Genomic DNA, 16,187 nt, shown 5'->3' with positions numbered 1-16,187 from the left:
CCGCGGTCATGCGAAAGATCGTCGTCACCCTAAACGCTAGGCTCAGAGACGCCGCCATTCCTCAGAGTTGATGACGAGCGAGAGGGCCGGCCTGCTGCCCTGCCGCTACCAATCGCTCAGCTTGGTGTCGGCTGTGTATTCCTGGCCTTCGACGTCCTTCACCACGGCCTGGCCGCAGCGCATCGATTTCGCCTCCTGGTCAAAGCCATAGGTCGGTGAGCCGAACAGGTGCCAGCCCTTGTTCAGCGCCGCCGTCACCTTGTGGCAGAAAGTGGCGTCGTCCGGGCCGGTGAGGAAGCGGTAGAGTTTCATCGTGTCTATCCTGTCGTGACCGGACGGAGAGCCGCCTACAGTCCTGAGAAATCGTTTCTGTCCCGCCTCGCGCATCATGCGCGAACAGCGGCGGCCTTCGCCAGAAGTTTCTCCGCCTCGGCCAGGTGCAATCGCTCGACCATGCGGCCATCCATCGCAATCACGCCCTTGCCGGCATTTTCGGGCCGCGCGAACGCATCCCTGATTGCACGGGCCGCGGCCAGCCTCTCGGGCGACGGCGAAAAGGCGCGGTTCGCCGGCTCGATCTGGTTGGGATGGATCAGCGACTTGCCGTCAAAGCCCATGGCGGCGGCCTCGGCGCACTCCCGCGCCAGGGCATCGAGATCGCGAAAATCATTGGCGACGCCGTCGATCACGTCAAGGCCGCCGGCGCGGGCGGCAAGCACCAGCTGCATGAGCCAGGGCATCAGGTAGCGCCGGTCGGACGTTGCCAGAATGCCGGTGCTCTTCACGTCATTCGTTCCGGCCACGAAACAAGCCAGCCGCGAAGCCGGATCGCGGCCGAGTTCGGCGATGGCGCCAATGTTGAGTAGCGCCTTGGGCGTCTCGACCATCGCCCATAGTTTCACCCTGTCCGGCGCGAAATTGTCGTCGAGCAGGTCGCCGGCTTCGAGGATGTCGCGCGGCGTGCCGATCTTTGGCAGAAGAATGCCGTCGGGTTCGGCCCCGGCCACGGCCAACAGGTCGTCGGCGCCCCATTCGCTGGCGAGCGGATTGATGCGCACCACCATCTCGCAGCGCCGTTCGGGACCGGCGAGGATGCCGGCAATCTTGTCGCGTGCCGCCGCCTTGTCGGCAGGCAGGACGCCGTCTTCGAGGTCGATAATGACGGCGTCGCAGGCAAGCGAGGCGAGCTTGGCGAGCGCCTTGTCGTTGGAGGCGGGAATGTAAAGCACCGAGCGGCGCGGGCGGTAGGTGTCGACGGTCATGGGCCGATCTATGCCGGGTGGAAAGGGATGAGGCAAGGCGCGGAGCGAGCAAGCCCGGCCTCACGAGCATCTGCAAATCGTCAAAGCTGGCGCCGCCCCTCATTGCCCTGCCGGGCATTTCTCCCCGTAAACGGGGCGAAAGGGCTGGCTGCGGCCTCGGCGGCTACCTTGCAACGCTGACGATTGGCGAAAGCGGCGATGATAGCGTCCCTGGCCCCGTTTACGGGGAGAGGATGCCGGTCCACCCTCCGCAGCTGCAGCGCAGCTGCTGCGGAGGACGGGCAGGCAGGTAAGGGGCAGCGCCAGCCTCAAGCGATTCGCCCCTGCACCAAATCTGCAAAGCAGTGCGGAAAACCTCCTCCAATCCGCCGCGAGCTTTCCGCGCCGGCCGGCGAAACAGGAGGCATGCGAATACATCATACATCCCGCTGGTTGCTGCCGCGCCGGCTTCGCGACGAAGGCTGGTGGCTCGTCGAGCCGCAAAGGCCGCGCCGCACGGCGCGCGTCCTGCCCTTCGTCCCGAGATCGCAACCTGCCGTCCGCCCAGTCCTGTCAAGGGGCGCGAGACCATGACAGCGATATCGTTTGGCTTGAGCTCTCCCGCCGCATCGGCGATCCGGCCTTTCGCGACCGGCGGCTTTTGCGCTATCTCGACAGGAACGGCGCGCTAGCTATCCTGCCGTCACCGAACCATACGCACCGGGCCGCTGATCGATGCCGCACAACATCCTCGTAGCCGACGACGACCCGCATATCCGCGAGATCATCTGCTTTGCGCTGGAGAAGGCCGGCATGAAGACCAATGCCGTCGCCGACGGTGCGGCGGCGCTCCAAGCAGTCGAGCGCCGCGCGCCCGACCTCATCGTGCTCGACATCGGCATGCCGGAGATGGACGGGCTGGAAGTCTGCCGCCGGCTCAGGCAAAAATCCGACGTGCCGGTGCTGTTCCTGTCCGCGCGAGATGAAGAGATCGACCGTATCCTCGGGCTGGAGATGGGCGGCGACGACTATGTGACCAAGCCGTTCAGCCCGCGCGAGCTGGTCGCCCGCGTCAACGTCATCCTGCGGCGCGCGCGTCCGGCAGCCGTGGAGGAAGAAGCGGGCGACCGGCAGTTCGCGCACGGCAAGCTCATGCTTGTCCCGGCAAGCCACGAAGCGCGTTTCGACGGCAAGCCGCTCACCCTCACGGCGATCGAGTTCGCTATCCTGAAAGGCTTTCTTGCCCGCCCGCAGCATGTGCTTGGCCGCGACGCGGTGATGGCCAATGCCTATGCCTCGAACATCCATGTCTCGGAACGCACCGTCGACAGCCACATCCGCAACGTGCGGGCCAAGTTGGCGGCGGCCGGCTGTGCCGACGCGATCGCCACGGTGCATGGCGTCGGCTTCCGGCTCGGCCGATGCGGTGGTTGAGCAAGGAAAGGTGGCGGCCGCGGCTCGCCACCGTCGTCATCGCCATCCTGATCGTGGTGATGGCGCTGCCGCTGGTCGGGCTGTTCTTCTTCCGGCTCTATGAGAACCAGCTGATCCGCCAGACCGAGGGCGAACTGATTGCGCAAGGGGCGGTCGTCGCCGCCGTCTATGCCCAAGAGGTGCGCGCGGCCGGCATTGCCCAAGAACAGTTGGGGGCTCCGGTCTCGGCCGATCCGGCAAGGGACAACAACGATCCTTACGAGCCGGTCGAGCCGCGCCTCGACCTTGCCTCCGACGATGTCATGCCGACGCGCCCCGCTGCCCTTCCCGCCACCCCCGATCCCGCCTTCGCGGCAATTGGCGCCCGGCTTGACGGCATTCTGGACGAGACGCAGAAAACGACGCTTGCCGGCTTCAGGCTGCTCGACCCGCATGGCGTTGTCATTGCCGGCGGCGACGAGGTCGGCCAGTCGCTCGGTGGGGTCGAGGAGGTGCGGACCGCACTTTCCGGCACCTATGCCAGCGAGCTCAGGCTCCGGATCCCCGACCAGCCGCCGCCACCGCTTTACTCGGTGAGCCGGGGCACCAGGGTGCGTGTGTTCGTCGCCCTGCCGGTCGAGCTCGACGGCAGGGTCGCAGGCGTTGTCTATCTGTCGCGAACGCCCAACAACATCGTCAAGCACCTCTATGGCGAGCGCGGCAAAGTGACGTTGGCGGCGATCGCTATACTCGGCGGCACGCTGTTGATCGCGCTGGTGTTCATCCGCACCGTCAGCCGGCCGATCTATGCGCTGATCGACCGCACCAAACGCATTGCCGCCGGCGACCGCGAGGCGATCAGGCCGCTCGACCATCACGGCACGCGCGAGATGGCGGCGCTGTCGACAGCCTTCCTCGACATGGCGACAAAGTTGCAGGCGCGCTCCGACAGCATCCAGACCTTCGCCACCCATGTCTCGCATGAGCTCAAATCGCCGCTGACGGCCATCCAGGGCGCGGCCGAGCTGCTTCGCGATTCGGGCGGCGCGATGGATGAGGCCGAACGTCGGCGCTTTTCCAACAACATCGTCACCGACGCCGGGCGGCTCAATCTCCTGGTGCGCCGGCTGCTCGACCTGGCGCGCGCCGAGAACCTGGCGCCAAGCGGCGAAAACACGACGCTGGGCGGCGCGCTGGCGCTGCTGCCGGTCGACACAAGGCTGGAGGCGCGCATCGAGGCCGGCAGCGAGCTCGTCCTCGGCATTTCCGGCGAGAATCTGGGGATCGTGCTCGCCAACCTCATCGACAATTCGGCACGGCACGGCGCCCGACAGGTGGCGATCGATGCTTCGGCCGCGGGCGAGCGTGTGTTGGTCCATGTCGGCGACGATGGTGGCGGCATCTCGGCCGCCAACCGCTCCAAGATCTTCGAGCCGTTCTTCACCACGCGGCGCGAGACCGGCGGCACCGGCATGGGGCTCGGCATAGTGGTGGCCCTCCTGAAAGCGCATGATGGCACGATCAGGCTGGTTGACTCCGAACGCGGCACGCGCTTCGAGATCGATTTGCCGGTAGTTTGAGTCCCAGCATGATCTTGTCCGAACTTGTTCGGGATCATGCTCTAGAGCTGGAGAGCCGAAAGCGTGCGCTACGACATCGTCATCATCGGGGGAGCCATCGTCGGATCCTCGGTTGCCTATTATTTGCGCGAGGAGGGTTTTGCCGGCTCCATCGCGCTGATCGAACGCGATCCGCAATTCTCCCACGCGGCGACGACGCTGTCCTTGGCCTCGATCCGCCAGCAATTCTCAATCCCTGAAAACATCCGCCTGTCGCAGTTCACCCTGAAATTGTTCCGGCGGCTGAAGGAAACTTTCGGCGCCGACGCCGATATCGGTTTTCGCGAAGGCGGCTATCTCATCCTTGCCGGCGAGGCCGGGCTGCCGATCCTCAAGGCCAATCACGAGGCGCAGATCGCCGAGGGCGCCGACATCGTGCTGGAGGACGCCGAGCAGCTGGTGCGCCGCTTCCCATGGCTCTCGGTGGAAGGCATCACTGCCGGCGCCTTTGGCCGCAGCGGCGAGGGCTGGTTCGATGCGCATGCGATGCTGATGCTGTTCCGCAAGGCGCTGCGCGATAAGAACATCGATTTCATCACGGCTTCGGTCACCGGCATCGCGCGCGACGGTAGCCGCGTCACCAGTGTCTCGCTCGACAATGGCGAGATGCTGGAAGCCGGCATCGTCGTCAACGCCGCCGGGCCGAACGCCGGCAAGGTCGCGGCTTTTGCCGGGCTTGCGCTGCCGGTCGAGCCGCGCAAGCGCAACGTCTTCGTCTTCGAGGCGCGTGAAAAATATGCCGACATGCCGCTGCTGGTCGATCCCTCCGGCATCTATGTGCGGCCGGAAGGCTCGGTCTATCTCACCGGCGGCGCCGAACCGGAGGAAGGCGATCATGCCCCTGACCCGAAGGATTTCGACGTCAACTGGCCGCTGTTCGAAGAGGTGGTCTGGCCGACACTCGCCACCCGCATCCCGGCCTTCGAGGCGATCAAGCCGACGCGCGCCTGGGTCGGGCATTACGATTACAACACGCTCGACCAGAACGCGGTGATCGGTCCGCATCCGGAAGTCGAGAACTTCCTCTTCGCCAACGGCTTTTCCGGCCACGGCCTGCAGCAGGCGCCGGCGGTCGGCAAATCGCTTGCCGAACTCATCGTGCGTGGCGGGTACCGAACGATCGACTGCACCGCGTTCGGCTATGAGCGGGTCGCCGAGGGAAGGGCGTTCAGGGAGCTGAACGTGATTTGATCGGGAAACCGGTCGGCGATATCCGGCCCGGTCGACAAAAGCCGTTGCTTCTTGCTGGCCGCGTCATGTTACTCTCGGTCTTGTCGGGCGCTCGGGGAAAACATTGCTTAAAAAGGCTGTCGAAAATTTTCGGCGCACCACGGGGGTCCAATTGCTTTTGGGCCTCCGCCACGAGATCCTTTACCGCCAGTTTCTGGCAAGCGCCGCGCCAAAGGGCCGTGCATTCGCCGGGGGTCTAAGCGGAAAGCCCGAGCGGAATTATTGCTTCACCATCGCGTTCAACACGCCCTGGATCATAGACGTGCTCACCAAGGCCTGGCAGGTATTCCCAACCGGGACAAGGCTTGTGGTGATCGACAATTCGCCGAAGCAGGATGCGCGAGCTTCGATCGAGGCAATCTGCGCGCGGCGCGGGGTCGCGTATTTCGGACTGCCCAGGAATTTCGAAACGAACCCTTCCAGATCACACGGCGTCTCCCAGACCTGGGTCTTCCACAACATCGTCAAGCACCTCAAACCCGACATGTTCGGGTTCATCGATCACGATTGCTTCCCGGTCGGACCGATCGATATCGCACGACGCGTCGGACGCAAGATCGGTTACGGGGCGCCGCTGCATGCCAAGTCCAGCTACCTGTACAAGGCAGCCAAAGACGAACCCGGCTGGTATTACTGGGCCGGCCTCTGCTTCTACAATTTCGCCACCGTCGAGCATACGAAGCTCGATTTCAGAAATCGGCTCGACATTGGAATGGATACCGGAGGCGGCAACTGGCCTGTCTTGTATTCGAAGCACCCGGTCGGGGAATTCGAGATGGCCCGATTAGATCACGTCGCGGTGAGCGTCGAGGGGAAAATCGCCGACTATGAGGTATATGACGAAGCCCTTTTTCACGTCGGCGGCGCTTCCTACCGCTCACTCGCGACAAATCCGGACTATCGTCGCCAGCTGTCGGACCATATCTGGAAAACCTACCTCGGCGGGATCCACGATCGCCTGGTTTCCAGCTGAGCCCAAACCGGGCTGCGCGCAAACCCCTGCAACCACCCAAGCACCCGCGCCCAGCCCTCGGCATGCTCGGCAGCCGCGTCCGGGAAACCGGCGAAGCCGCCATGGCAGATGGTGAGGTGCGTGCCGCCGGCGATCGGCTCAAGCAGATAAGCCACTGTCGTTTCCTTACGACCCAGCGTCGGGTGGTCCCAGTCGCAGCGGCTCGTCCGCACGATCCGGCGCGGCGACTCGATTTCGAGAAATTTCCCGCTAGCAGGCAGGCGCCTGCCATCGGCGGTCCGCACGACGACGCTCCAGCTTCCGCCGGCGCGAAGATCGGCCGTCCAATCGGTCATCCGGTAGGTTTCGGACGAACCCCACCAGCGCTCGACCTCTTTGGTGACCAGCGCGGCGATCACCTCGCCCGGCGAGGCGAGGAGGCCGGCCGAGGCCATGACCGTGTCCGCATTCGCCATGGCTTGCGGCAGGGACAATTGAAGCATCCAACGCACCTTTGTCAGGATTGTATCGTATCCGAAACCAATGCTCATGCCTTTGATGGCGGGCGCTCGAAACCCTTGCCGGTCTCAAGCAGGCTCTTGAGGCTCGCCAGCACCAGCGGCCAGCCCTTGGCGACGTTCGGGATCAGACTGTGCGGACCGTCGGCCTCGTGGACAACGGCGAGTTTCGTCAACTCGCCATCCTGCTCGATGGCGAAGGTGCAGCGCGTATAGCCATCCTCCTTCACCTCGGGCAGCCATTCGTTGCGCCATTTGATCACGAGGCGTTTGGGCGGATCGATCTCCAGGATCTCGCCGGAGTCGGCGACGCGGCCGTCAGGGAAGATCAGTTTCCAGCTCGAACCGACCTTCCAGTCGCTCTCCTGATAGGAGCAGAGGAAGAACTGCCGGTTGAATTCCGGATCGGTCAGCGCTTCCCAGAGCTTTTCGGGCGTTGTGCGGATATAGGTGACATAGACGAAGCTGTTCTCGCTCACGGCTCTTCCCTTTCAAGGCGTTGCTTCAGGTCGCTCAATGCTTTGAGCCGATGGCGCTCGAACTTGCCGATCCAGCGCTCGGCGATCTCGTTGATCGGAACGGGGTTGAGGTAGTGCTCCTTCTCCCGGCCGCGGCGCATGGTGGTGACGAGGTTCGCCTCCTCGAGGATCGCCAGGTGCTTGGTCACCGCCTGCCGCGTCATATCCATGTGTTCGCAGAGCGCGTTCAGCGTCTGCCCGTTGCGGGCATGAAGACTGTCCAGCAAGTGCCGGCGGGTCGGGTCGGCCAAAGCGCGAAAAACAGCATCCATGCTCATGCCCTAATATGCAACCATTTGGTTGCATGTCAAGTGACAAGCCAACAGAAATTGGCGCCTGCAGCTTATAAGTCGGTCAGGGAGGGTCAGCGCTTGCGGGAGAACCAGAAGGCGTCGGTCATGCGCGTCATGCCGATGCGCTGGTAGAAGCCGACGGCATCGGGCATCGAGATCAGGCTGACGGCGACCGAAGGGCCGAGCTGATGTTGCACCTCGTCCATCAGGCCCTTGCCGACGCCGAGCCCTTGCGCCGCCTTGGAGACGGCGAGGTCGGAAATGTAGCAGACCCAGGAGAAATCGGTCATGCCGCGCGCGACGCCGACCAGTTGCCTGTCCTGCCGGTCGAGCCGCGCGGTCAGCACCAGATTGGCGTTGTCCAGCATCGTCTTCAGTCGCGCCTCGTCGTCGACGGGCCTCACCTTGCCAAGGCCGGATTCCACCAGCACGCGGCGGAATTCGGCCACATCGAGCGATGGTTCGCTTGCGAAGAGAATCCTTGTAGTCGGGGCCATGCCGCAAGGTGCCCGATCGGCTGGGGTTTTGAAAGCTGCCGGTGCCGGTCCTGTGTTCGATGGTCCAATCCGAACCGCCAACACTTGCCTTTCATTTGCCCGCCGCTTTGTGTAAACCGTGCCCCCAGCAATTCCCGCAGAGAGAAGACGGGCAAGGAACCATGGATAAATTCACCAAACTCACCGGCGTCGCCGCGCCCATGCCGATCGTCAATGTCGACACCGACATGATCATCCCGAAGGATTATCTGAAGACGATCAAGCGCACCGGGCTTGGCACCGGGCTTTTCGCCGAGATGCGCTACAATGAGGACGGCTCGGAGAACCCGGATTTCGTGCTCAACAAGCCGGCCTATCGCAAGGCGCAGATCCTCGTCGCCGGCGACAATTTCGGCTGCGGCTCGAGCCGCGAGCATGCGCCCTGGGCGCTGCTCGATTTCGGCATCCGCTGCGTGATTTCGACCTCCTTCGCCGATATTTTCTACAACAACTGCTTCAAGAACGGCATCCTGCCGATCACCGTCAGCCCGGAAGACCTGGACAAGCTGATGGACGACGCCTCGCGCGGTTCGAACGCGACAATTTCGGTCGACCTCGAAGCCAAGGAAATCCGCGGTCCGGATGGCGGCGTCGTCACCTTCGACCTCGACGACTTCAAGCGCCACTGCCTCCTGAACGGCCTCGACGATATCGGGCTGACCATGGAGAAGGCGACCGCCATCGCGTCCTTCGAGAAGAAGAACGCCGAGCTGCGCCCCTGGGCCTGAGCGGCTTTGGGGCGGTTTGACCGATTCATCGAAACGGCGCTCCGCTCTGATGGAACGATAGGCCCGGCCGTCGCAGGCCGGGTTCGCGGCGACTGAATGGAGGGACAGTCATGACACGTTCGCTTCTGGCCGCCGGCGCTTCGGCGGCAATTCTTCTCGCCACGATCGGCGCCAATGCGCAGACCACCGCGCCGGCCATTCAGCCGGCGCCCGTCGCGTCCGACCAGGGATCGGGCAGCGACCAGGCCGGTTCGGACGAGGAAAAGCAGGCGCCCATCCCTTTCGAGGGCGGCCAGTTCACCATCACCCAGCAGGAGCAGTATGGCGAGAAGGTGCTGGTCTTTGACGGCAAGCAGCTGGCCAGCAACTACGACGTCTTCTTCGAAAAGATCGTCAAGGTCGGCGACATCAATGTGGCGCTGTTCGATGTCGGCGACGGCGGCAATCAATGCGGCCCGGCGAGCCTGATCGCCTGGAAGCCGCAAGACGGCGAAATCCAGACCACCACCGTCGAGCAGGACGAGTGCGGCGCGCCGCCGGTCGCGATCTCCGAGAGCGCCATCTACTACGTGCCCTATCTTCTGCCGGGCGATTCCAAGCCGTCGCTGCAATGGTCGCCCAGGGAAGGGCTGACGACCTCCGGCAACCTGACCTACACGCCGGAACCGGGCACCGACTGGAAGGATGTCGACCCGTCGAAATACGACAACATCATCGACGCCTTCCACAACGAGGCCGTCTACAAGGCCGGACAGGCGCTGCTCGGCAAGGACATGCCCGACATGGCGACCAGCCTGCTGGTCGGCGGCGGCACCGAAAAGACGGCGTCGGGCGCTTTCTACGCCACCGGCTGCGTGCCGCATGATTGCGGCGGCAATGACGGCTTCATGGCCGTCGATCCGGCCGGGCACAGGGTCTATTTCGCCCGCCGTGGCGACAATGGCGAGCCGCAGGCCTGGCCGCCGATGAAGGACTGGCCGGACGATATCAAGAAGGCGTTCGACGACGCGCAGAGGTCGGGGAATTAAGGTTTCCGCGGACGGGGACAAACTGTTCCGCCGCGATCCGTCACACCCCCCTCTGTCCTGCCGGACATCTCCCCCGCAAGGGTGGAGATTGGCGGTTTTTGGCGCACCGCCCATTCTGCAACGCTGGTGATTGGCGAAAGCCGGCGTGACGTCTGATCTCCACCCTTGCGGGGGAGATGCCCGGCAGGGCAGAGGGGGGTGCTGTCCCGCCAGCATCGCGTTCTCTGGCTCACGACTGGGTCGCCACTCCGTTTCAGAATGCCCGCAACCAACGCGAGGTCTCCCATGCGCAAACCGATCTCCACCGGTTCGCCCTTTGAAAAAACCGCCGGCTATTCGCGCGCGGTGGTGCAGGGCGACTGGTGCTTCGTCTCCGGCACGACCGGCTACGACTATGCCACCATGACCATGCCCGAGACGGTCGAGGCGCAGACGCGCAATTGCCTGGCGACCATCGCCAAGGCGCTCTCCGATGGCGGCTTCGACATGGCCGACGTGGTGCGGGCGCATTACTATATCACCGACCAGGCCTATGTTGACGTGGTTTTCCCGATCCTCGGCGAGGCGTTCGGCGATATCCGACCGGCGGCGACGATGATCGTGTGCCAGCTCAACAAGCCGGAGATGAAGATCGAGATCGAGGTGACAGCGCTCAGGCGCCCGGCATAGGGGGCCGCAGCGATGACGGTCCGGCGCATCGTAACCAACATTGCCACGAGGGATATCGCGGCGGCGAAGCGCTTCTATCATGACGCGCTTGGCCTCGACATCCTCATGAATCACGGCTGGATCGCCACCTACGGTTCCGATGAAAGCATGCAGGTGCAGATCAGCTTCATGGCGCAAGGCGGATCGGACACGCCGGTGCCGGAGCTTTCGATCGAGGTCGACGATGTGGACGCGACGCTCGACGCCATGAAGGCCGCCGGCTTCGCCGTCGAATACGGTCCGGCCGACGAGCCTTGGGGTGTGCGGCGCTTCTATGTGCGCGACCCGTTCGGCAGGCTGGTCAATATTCTGTCGCATCGGTAAGAGCTTCTGGGCTCCTGGGAGACACTGGCGGGACAGCACCCCCCTCTGGCCTGCCGGCCATCTCCCCCGCAGGGAGGGAGATCAGCAGCCTCGGCGCTTCGCCTGTTCCTGCGGCGTTGGAGATTGGCGAAGGTGGTCGAGCGCTCAATCTCCCCCCTTGCGGGGGAGATGCCCGGCAGGGCAGAGGGGGGTGCGAAGGAACGAGGCGCTCGTCCTCTTGCGCACAGCCCGCTTGGCGTTTAGCAAGGCCGCGTTTCTCCAAACTGCATTGGGACTGTTCTCATGGCTTCGAAAAATCTCTTCCTGCTCGCCGGCGACGGCATCGGCCCCGAGGCCATGGCCGAGGTGAAGAAGCTGATCAAGGCCATGAACGACAAGCTCGGCAGCGGCTTTGCCACCGACGAGGGCCTGGTCGGAGGCTGCGCCTATGACGCGCATGGCGTGGCGATTTCCGAAGCCGACATGGCAAAGGCTGTTGCCGCGGATGCGGTGCTGTTCGGTGCCGTCGGCGGGCCGAAGTGGGACAAGGTGCCTTACGAGGTGCGCCCCGAGGCCGGCCTGCTGCGGCTGCGCAAGGACATGGAGCTGTTCGCCAACCTGCGTCCGGCGATCTGTTATCCGGCTCTCGCCGCCTCTTCCTCGCTCAAGCAGGACGTGGTCGAGGGCCTCGACATCCTTATCGTGCGCGAGCTCACCGGCGGCGTCTATTTCGGCGAGCCGAAGCAGATCATCGATCTCGGCAACGGCCAGAAGCGCGGCATCGACACCCAGGTCTACGACACGTTCGAGATCGAGCGCATTTCGGGCGTCGCCTTCGAGCTGGCGCGCACCCGCAAGAACCACGTCACCTCGATGGAAAAGCGCAACGTCATGAAGTCGGGCGTTTTGTGGAACGAGGTGGTCAGCCAGACGCACCAGGCGAAATATGCGGACGTCAAGCTCGACCACATGCTGGCCGATGCCGGCGGCATGCAGCTGGTGCGCTGGCCGAAGCAGTTCGACGTCATCGTCACCGACAATCTGTTCGGCGACATGCTGTCCGACATCGCCGCCATGCTCACCGGCTCCATCGGCATGCTGCCCTCGGCCTCGCTCGGCGCGCCGGACGTCAAGACCAAGAAGCGCAAGGCGCTCTACGAGCCGGTGCACGGCTCGGCGCCCGACATCGCCGGCAAGGGCATCGCCAACCCGATCGCGATGATCGCCTCCTTCGCCATGTGCCTGCGTTATTCCTTCGGCATGGTCGCCGAGGCCGACAAGCTCGAAGCTGCAATCGCCGCCGTGCTCGACGACGGCCTGCGCACCAAGGACATTTCTTCCCCGGGCATGACCGAGGTCGGCACTACCGAGATGGGCGACGCCATTATCGCCAAGTTCCTCGGCTGATCCGTCACGGCCGGTGGTGGCGGGCACTGGCTGAACCCAGGCGCTCACACCTGCAAGGTCCGCGATTGGCGGTGGGCGACCATCCATCGTCATTCCAGGGTCTGCGCGCGTCGCTTCGCTCCTTGCTCCGCCCTGGAATGACCAAGTCAAACTACCGCTCTTGAAAGCGAGGCTGCCGGCGCGTCGGCTTACAGTTAGACAGGCTGCTTCTTCGACTTCTTGTTTTTCGTCGGTCCTGACTTGTCGAACTTCGCCTTACCCGGCTTCGCCCAAGGTTTTGCCCCGGCAGTCGGATGCTCGCCCGGCGCCCGCTTCTCGAATCCAGCCGCTTTCTGGTCAAAAGACCGCTTGCCGCGATGCGGCTTCTTATCCGGCCTCTGTGGCTGGTAGCCGGCGCGCGACAGGTCCGGCGTGCCGTCGATCCGCTTGACCGCGATGTTGCCCTGCAGCTTGCGGTCGGGGCCGATCGCGGCGACGAACCGGTCGGCCCAGTCGGCGGCGATCTGCACGAAGGTCTCCTCCGGCTGCATCTTGATGGCGCCGATCTCTCGCTTGGACATGCCGGCGGTGCGGCACAGCATCGGGATCAGCCAGCGCGGCTCGGCATTCTGCCGCCGCCCGACCGACAGCGAGAACCAGACGCTGTCGCCGAAATCGTCGCGGCGGGCGGGTGCTTCTTCCTGGCGCGCGAATTTCTCGCCCGAGGGCTTGAATGGCGCGACGTCAAGCAGATCCTCCGGCGCGGAGCGGCTAGCGCGGCAGAGCCGTACAAAGGCGGCGGCCACCTGCTCGGCGCCGTGCTTTTCCAGAAGCGTGTCGATGAAGCCGCGCTCCTCCTCGCGCACGGGCTCCTCGAAGGCGGGGTCGGCAAGGATGCGCTCGTCGTCGCGGCGCAGCACTTCGTCGGCCGAGGGCGGGCTCGCCCAGGTCGCGGTGAGTTTGGCGTTCTGCAACAGCCGTTCGGTGCGCCGGCGGGCGTTGCCCGGCACGATCAGCGCGCTGACGCCCTTGCGCCCGGCACGGCCGGTGCGACCGCTGCGGTGCAGCAGCGTCTCCGGGTTGCTCGGCAGGTCGGCGTGGATGACGAGATCGAGATTGGGCAGATCGATGCCGCGCGCGGCGACGTCCGTTGCGATACAGACCTTGGCGCGGCCGTCGCGCATCGCCTGCAGCGCGTGACTGCGCTCGTTCTGGCTGAGCTCGCCCGATAGCGCCACGACGGAAAAGTTGCGGTTGTTGAAGCGCGCGGTGAGATGGTTGACCGCCGCACGCGTGTTGCAGAACACCAGCGCGTTCTTGGCCTCGTAAAAACGCAGCACGTTGATGATGGCGTTCTCGCGGTCGGCCTGGGCAACGTTCAGCGCCCGGTATTCAATGTCGAGATGCTGTTTCTCCTCGCCGCCGGCCGAGATGCGCACCGCATCGCGCTGGTAACCCTGCGCAAGTGTGGCGATGGAGCGCGGCACGGTGGCCGAAAACATCAGCGTGCGGCGCTCGGCCGGGGCGGCATCGAGGATGAATTCGAGATCCTCGCGGAACCCGAGGTCGAGCATCTCGTCGGCTTCGTCCAGCACCACCGCCTTCAGCGCGGACATGTCGAGCGCGCCGCGCGTGATGTGGTCGCGCAGCCGGCCCGGCGTGCCGACGACGATGTGGGCGCCGCGCTCCAGCGCGCGCCGCTCGGTGCGCATGTCCATGCCGCCGACGCAGGAGGCGATCTCAGCGCCGGTCATCTCGTAGAGCCATTCCAGCTCGCGCCGCACCTGCAGCGCCAGCTCGCGCGTCGGCGCCACGACCAATCCCAGCGGCGCGCCGGCATCGGCGAAACGCGCCGCGCCGCCAAGCAGGGTCGGCGCCACGGCAAGGCCGAAGGCGACGGTCTTGCCAGACCCGGTCTGCGCCGAAACCAGCGCGTCGGCCTCGCCGAGCTCCGGTCCAAGCACCGCCTTCTGCACCGGCGTCAGCGCGGCATAACCGCGCTTTTCCAGCGCCTCTGCCAGCGCAGGAACGATCGTTTCGAAACTGGACATTTTCTTCTTTCGGAATTCGGAGCTTGCTTATCGAGCAGCACATGCAGGCCTGACGCACGCAGGCCAACGGATATTTTGAGCGTTCGTACTTCTTGCAGCCGCCATTGTACAGAGCGGGCGGCATCGCCTTTCCCTTCTCCCCTTGTGGGAGAAGGTGTCGCCGAAGGCGACGGATGAGGGGTGTTCCAGGGAAGGCCGACGTCTCACTTCGCTGGAACACCCCTCATCCGTCTCGGCGCTATCGCGCCGATCCACCTTCTCCCACAAGGGGAGAAGGGAAAATGGCGCCGATTGACTCTTTTACCAAAGCGCGTAAAAGCCCGCGTCGAACGGGATCGTTTTTCGATGCGCGGCCTTTTGACGGCTCTTCTTGCATTCGATGCCCCCAGCCTCGATGCGAACCATTGGGCCGGGCGCTTTGGCGCGTCCGCCCGTTCCAGCAAGATTCTGGGTTCCAGCAAAACTACGGCCAAGAAAACCACCACCAAAACGGTGTGATTCCCTTGGCCTAACCACCCTCTCCCGGGTCCGGCCCGGGGGACGGAACCCGCATGAGGCCGGCGGGTTTCTCCAACAACCAAGCGGAGAGGGACAGGAGATCTTTATGAGTTTCAAGGTTGCGGTAGTCGGCGCCACGGGCAATGTGGGCCGCGAAATGCTCAACATACTGGACGAGCGCGGCTTCCCGGTAAGCGAAGTCGTGGCGCTGGCGTCGCGGCGCAGCCAGGGCACCGAGGTGTCGTTCGGCGATCGTACGCTGAAGGTCAAGGCGCTCGACCAGTATGACTTTTCCGACACCGACATCTGCGTCATGTCGGCCGGGGGCAACGTCTCGAAGGAATGGTCGCCCAAGATCGGCAAGCAGGGCTGCGTGGTCATCGATAATTCGTCGGCCTTCCGCTACGACCAGGACGTGCCGCTCATCGTGCCGGAGGTGAACCCGGACGCGATCTCGCTGTTTACCCGCAAGAACATCATCGCCAACCCGAACTGCTCGACGGCGCAGCTGGTCGTGGCGCTGAAGCCGTTGCACGACGTCGCCACCATCAAGCGCGTCGTCGTCGCCACCTACCAGTCGGTCTCAGGCGCCGGCAAGGAAGGCATGGACGAGCTGTTCACGCAGACCCGCGCGGTGTTCGTCGCCGACCAGGTCGACGTCAAGAAGTTCACCAAGCGCATCGCCTTCAACGTCATCCCGCATATCGACGTCTTCCTCGACGACGGCTTCACCAAGGAAGAGTGGAAGATGGTCGCAGAGACCAAGAAGATGCTCGACCCCAAGATCAAGCTGACGGCGACCTGCGTGCGCGTGCCGGTGTTCATCGGCCATTCGGAAGCGGTCAACATCGAGTTCGAGAAGCCGATCACCGCCGACGAGGCGCGCGAGATCCTGCGCGAGGCGCCGGGCTGCCAGGTCCTGGACAAGCGCGAGGACGGCGGCTACATCACGCCGCTCGAATCGGCCGGCGAGGACGCAACCTTCATCTCGCGCATCCGCGAGGATTCGACCGTCGACAACGGCCTGTCGATGTGGGTGGTTTCCGACAATCTGCGCAAGGGCGCGGCGCTGAACGCCGTGCAGATCGCCGAGCTTTTGGTCGAGCGCGGCCTGATCCAGCCGAAGAAGAAGGCGGCATAATCTCGCTCATGGGCCGCACCGCCG

Annotated in this window: 18 protein-coding genes; 11 read left to right on the top strand and 7 right to left on the bottom strand. The window is 64.4% G+C overall.

What is annotated here, in order from left to right:
* Nucleotides 1–105 precede the first annotated feature (105 nt).
* Both ACWGS9_RS10510 and ACWGS9_RS10505 read right to left on the bottom strand, forming a co-directional pair.
* Nucleotides 106–312 carry a DUF1737 domain-containing protein gene (locus ACWGS9_RS10510; RefSeq protein WP_454505176.1) on the bottom strand — a complete coding sequence of 69 codons (207 nt, stop codon included), beginning with the start codon at nucleotides 310–312 and terminating at the stop codon, nucleotides 106–108.
* Nucleotides 313–386: 74 nt separating this feature from the next.
* Nucleotides 387–1,262: an HpcH/HpaI aldolase/citrate lyase family protein gene (locus tag ACWGS9_RS10505; RefSeq protein ID WP_454505175.1), complete on the bottom strand. Its 876-nt coding sequence runs from the start codon at nucleotides 1,260–1,262 to the stop codon at nucleotides 387–389.
* 714 nt (nucleotides 1,263–1,976) lie between these two features.
* Between ACWGS9_RS10505 and ACWGS9_RS10500 the strand changes: the two genes are divergently transcribed.
* The 4 genes from ACWGS9_RS10500 (at nucleotide 1,977) to ACWGS9_RS10485 (ending at nucleotide 6,476) form a co-directional block, all read left to right on the top strand.
* On the top strand, nucleotides 1,977–2,675 hold the full coding sequence (locus ACWGS9_RS10500) for a response regulator transcription factor (RefSeq protein WP_454505174.1): 699 nt from the start codon (nucleotides 1,977–1,979) through the stop codon (nucleotides 2,673–2,675).
* A 59-nt stretch (nucleotides 2,676–2,734) separates the two neighbouring features.
* Nucleotides 2,735–4,234 carry a sensor histidine kinase gene (locus ACWGS9_RS10495; protein WP_454505186.1) on the top strand — a complete coding sequence of 500 codons (1,500 nt, stop codon included), beginning with the start codon at nucleotides 2,735–2,737 and terminating at the stop codon, nucleotides 4,232–4,234.
* 63 nt (nucleotides 4,235–4,297) lie between these two features.
* Nucleotides 4,298–5,464, top strand: coding sequence for an NAD(P)/FAD-dependent oxidoreductase (locus ACWGS9_RS10490; RefSeq protein WP_454505173.1), 1,167 nt, complete (start codon nucleotides 4,298–4,300; stop codon nucleotides 5,462–5,464).
* 151 nt (nucleotides 5,465–5,615) lie between these two features.
* Nucleotides 5,616–6,476, top strand: coding sequence for a hypothetical protein (locus ACWGS9_RS10485; RefSeq protein WP_454505172.1), 861 nt, complete (start codon nucleotides 5,616–5,618; stop codon nucleotides 6,474–6,476).
* On the opposite strand, the gene ACWGS9_RS10480 is transcribed toward ACWGS9_RS10485, so the two are convergent.
* From ACWGS9_RS10480 to ACWGS9_RS10465, 4 genes are all read right to left on the bottom strand, one after another.
* Nucleotides 6,437–6,958 (bottom strand): SRPBCC family protein, encoded by a 522-nt coding sequence (locus ACWGS9_RS10480; protein ID WP_454505171.1) that lies wholly within the window; start codon nucleotides 6,956–6,958, stop codon nucleotides 6,437–6,439. The genes ACWGS9_RS10485 and ACWGS9_RS10480 overlap by 40 nt on opposite strands.
* Before the next feature lie 44 nt (nucleotides 6,959–7,002).
* Nucleotides 7,003–7,452, bottom strand: a complete 450-nt coding sequence (locus tag ACWGS9_RS10475; protein WP_454505170.1) for an SRPBCC family protein — start codon at nucleotides 7,450–7,452, stop codon at nucleotides 7,003–7,005.
* Nucleotides 7,449–7,763 carry an ArsR/SmtB family transcription factor gene (locus ACWGS9_RS10470; RefSeq protein WP_454505169.1) on the bottom strand — a complete coding sequence of 105 codons (315 nt, stop codon included), beginning with the start codon at nucleotides 7,761–7,763 and terminating at the stop codon, nucleotides 7,449–7,451. Before ACWGS9_RS10470 ends, ACWGS9_RS10475 begins: the two co-directional genes overlap by 4 nt.
* A gap of 92 nt (nucleotides 7,764–7,855) precedes the next feature.
* The gene (locus ACWGS9_RS10465) at nucleotides 7,856–8,281 is read right to left on the bottom strand and encodes a GNAT family N-acetyltransferase (protein WP_454505168.1); all 426 of its coding nucleotides are present in this window, start codon (nucleotides 8,279–8,281) and stop codon (nucleotides 7,856–7,858) included.
* A 161-nt stretch (nucleotides 8,282–8,442) separates the two neighbouring features.
* Here ACWGS9_RS10465 and leuD point away from each other — a divergent pair, with 161 nt between their 5' ends.
* From leuD to leuB, 5 genes are all read left to right on the top strand, one after another.
* Nucleotides 8,443–9,048 (top strand): 3-isopropylmalate dehydratase small subunit, encoded by a 606-nt coding sequence (leuD, locus tag ACWGS9_RS10460; protein WP_320309241.1) that lies wholly within the window; start codon nucleotides 8,443–8,445, stop codon nucleotides 9,046–9,048.
* Nucleotides 9,049–9,158: 110 nt separating this feature from the next.
* Nucleotides 9,159–10,076 carry a hypothetical protein gene (locus ACWGS9_RS10455; RefSeq protein ID WP_454505167.1) on the top strand — a complete coding sequence of 306 codons (918 nt, stop codon included), beginning with the start codon at nucleotides 9,159–9,161 and terminating at the stop codon, nucleotides 10,074–10,076.
* Nucleotides 10,077–10,361: 285 nt separating this feature from the next.
* Nucleotides 10,362–10,745 (top strand): RidA family protein, encoded by a 384-nt coding sequence (locus tag ACWGS9_RS10450; RefSeq protein ID WP_454505166.1) that lies wholly within the window; start codon nucleotides 10,362–10,364, stop codon nucleotides 10,743–10,745.
* 12 nt (nucleotides 10,746–10,757) lie between these two features.
* Entirely contained in the window at nucleotides 10,758–11,108 is a 351-nt protein-coding gene (locus tag ACWGS9_RS10445; protein WP_454505165.1) for a VOC family protein, read from the top strand.
* 282 nt (nucleotides 11,109–11,390) lie between these two features.
* Nucleotides 11,391–12,494, top strand: a complete 1,104-nt coding sequence (gene leuB / locus ACWGS9_RS10440) for a 3-isopropylmalate dehydrogenase (RefSeq protein ID WP_454505164.1) — start codon at nucleotides 11,391–11,393, stop codon at nucleotides 12,492–12,494.
* A 194-nt stretch (nucleotides 12,495–12,688) separates the two neighbouring features.
* Here leuB and ACWGS9_RS10435 read toward each other — a convergent pair whose 3' ends face one another.
* Entirely contained in the window at nucleotides 12,689–14,524 is a 1,836-nt protein-coding gene (locus ACWGS9_RS10435; RefSeq protein ID WP_454505163.1) for a DEAD/DEAH box helicase, read from the bottom strand.
* Nucleotides 14,525–14,704: 180 nt separating this feature from the next.
* On the opposite strand from ACWGS9_RS10435, the gene ACWGS9_RS10430 reads away from it, so the two are divergent.
* Together ACWGS9_RS10430 and ACWGS9_RS10425 are read left to right on the top strand one after the other, a co-directional pair.
* Complete coding sequence (locus ACWGS9_RS10430; protein WP_454505162.1) at nucleotides 14,705–15,022, top strand: hypothetical protein; 318 nt, start codon at nucleotides 14,705–14,707, stop codon at nucleotides 15,020–15,022.
* A 106-nt stretch (nucleotides 15,023–15,128) separates the two neighbouring features.
* The gene (locus ACWGS9_RS10425; protein WP_320216783.1) at nucleotides 15,129–16,163 is read left to right on the top strand and encodes an aspartate-semialdehyde dehydrogenase; all 1,035 of its coding nucleotides are present in this window, start codon (nucleotides 15,129–15,131) and stop codon (nucleotides 16,161–16,163) included.
* Nucleotides 16,164–16,187: the final 24 nt, after the last annotated feature.

Source organism: Mesorhizobium sp. Arg314 (assembly GCF_053714275.1).
This window is presented reverse-complemented; position numbering and strand designations above follow the sequence as displayed.

Excerpts from the sequence above, each read along its gene's own strand:
- ACWGS9_RS10425 (WP_320216783.1), top strand. The coding sequence starts at position 15,129 with ATGAGTTTCAAGGTTGCGGTAGTCGGCGCCACGGGCAATGTGGGCCGC.
- leuB (WP_454505164.1), top strand. The coding sequence starts at position 11,391 with ATGGCTTCGAAAAATCTCTTCCTGCTCGCCGGCGACGGCATCGGCCCC.
- ACWGS9_RS10470 (WP_454505169.1), bottom strand. The coding sequence starts at position 7,763 with ATGGATGCTGTTTTTCGCGCTTTGGCCGACCCGACCCGCCGGCACTTG.
- ACWGS9_RS10435 (WP_454505163.1), bottom strand. The coding sequence starts at position 14,524 with ATGTCCAGTTTCGAAACGATCGTTCCTGCGCTGGCAGAGGCGCTGGAA.
- ACWGS9_RS10445 (WP_454505165.1), top strand. The coding sequence starts at position 10,758 with ATGACGGTCCGGCGCATCGTAACCAACATTGCCACGAGGGATATCGCG.
- ACWGS9_RS10455 (WP_454505167.1), top strand. The coding sequence starts at position 9,159 with ATGACACGTTCGCTTCTGGCCGCCGGCGCTTCGGCGGCAATTCTTCTC.
- ACWGS9_RS10505 (WP_454505175.1), bottom strand. The coding sequence starts at position 1,262 with ATGACCGTCGACACCTACCGCCCGCGCCGCTCGGTGCTTTACATTCCC.
- ACWGS9_RS10495 (WP_454505186.1), top strand. The coding sequence starts at position 2,735 with ATGGCGCTGCCGCTGGTCGGGCTGTTCTTCTTCCGGCTCTATGAGAAC.
- leuD (WP_320309241.1), top strand. The coding sequence starts at position 8,443 with ATGGATAAATTCACCAAACTCACCGGCGTCGCCGCGCCCATGCCGATC.
- ACWGS9_RS10510 (WP_454505176.1), bottom strand. The coding sequence starts at position 312 with ATGAAACTCTACCGCTTCCTCACCGGCCCGGACGACGCCACTTTCTGC.
- ACWGS9_RS10450 (WP_454505166.1), top strand. The coding sequence starts at position 10,362 with ATGCGCAAACCGATCTCCACCGGTTCGCCCTTTGAAAAAACCGCCGGC.
- ACWGS9_RS10465 (WP_454505168.1), bottom strand. The coding sequence starts at position 8,281 with ATGGCCCCGACTACAAGGATTCTCTTCGCAAGCGAACCATCGCTCGAT.
- ACWGS9_RS10480 (WP_454505171.1), bottom strand. The coding sequence starts at position 6,958 with ATGCTTCAATTGTCCCTGCCGCAAGCCATGGCGAATGCGGACACGGTC.
- ACWGS9_RS10500 (WP_454505174.1), top strand. The coding sequence starts at position 1,977 with ATGCCGCACAACATCCTCGTAGCCGACGACGACCCGCATATCCGCGAG.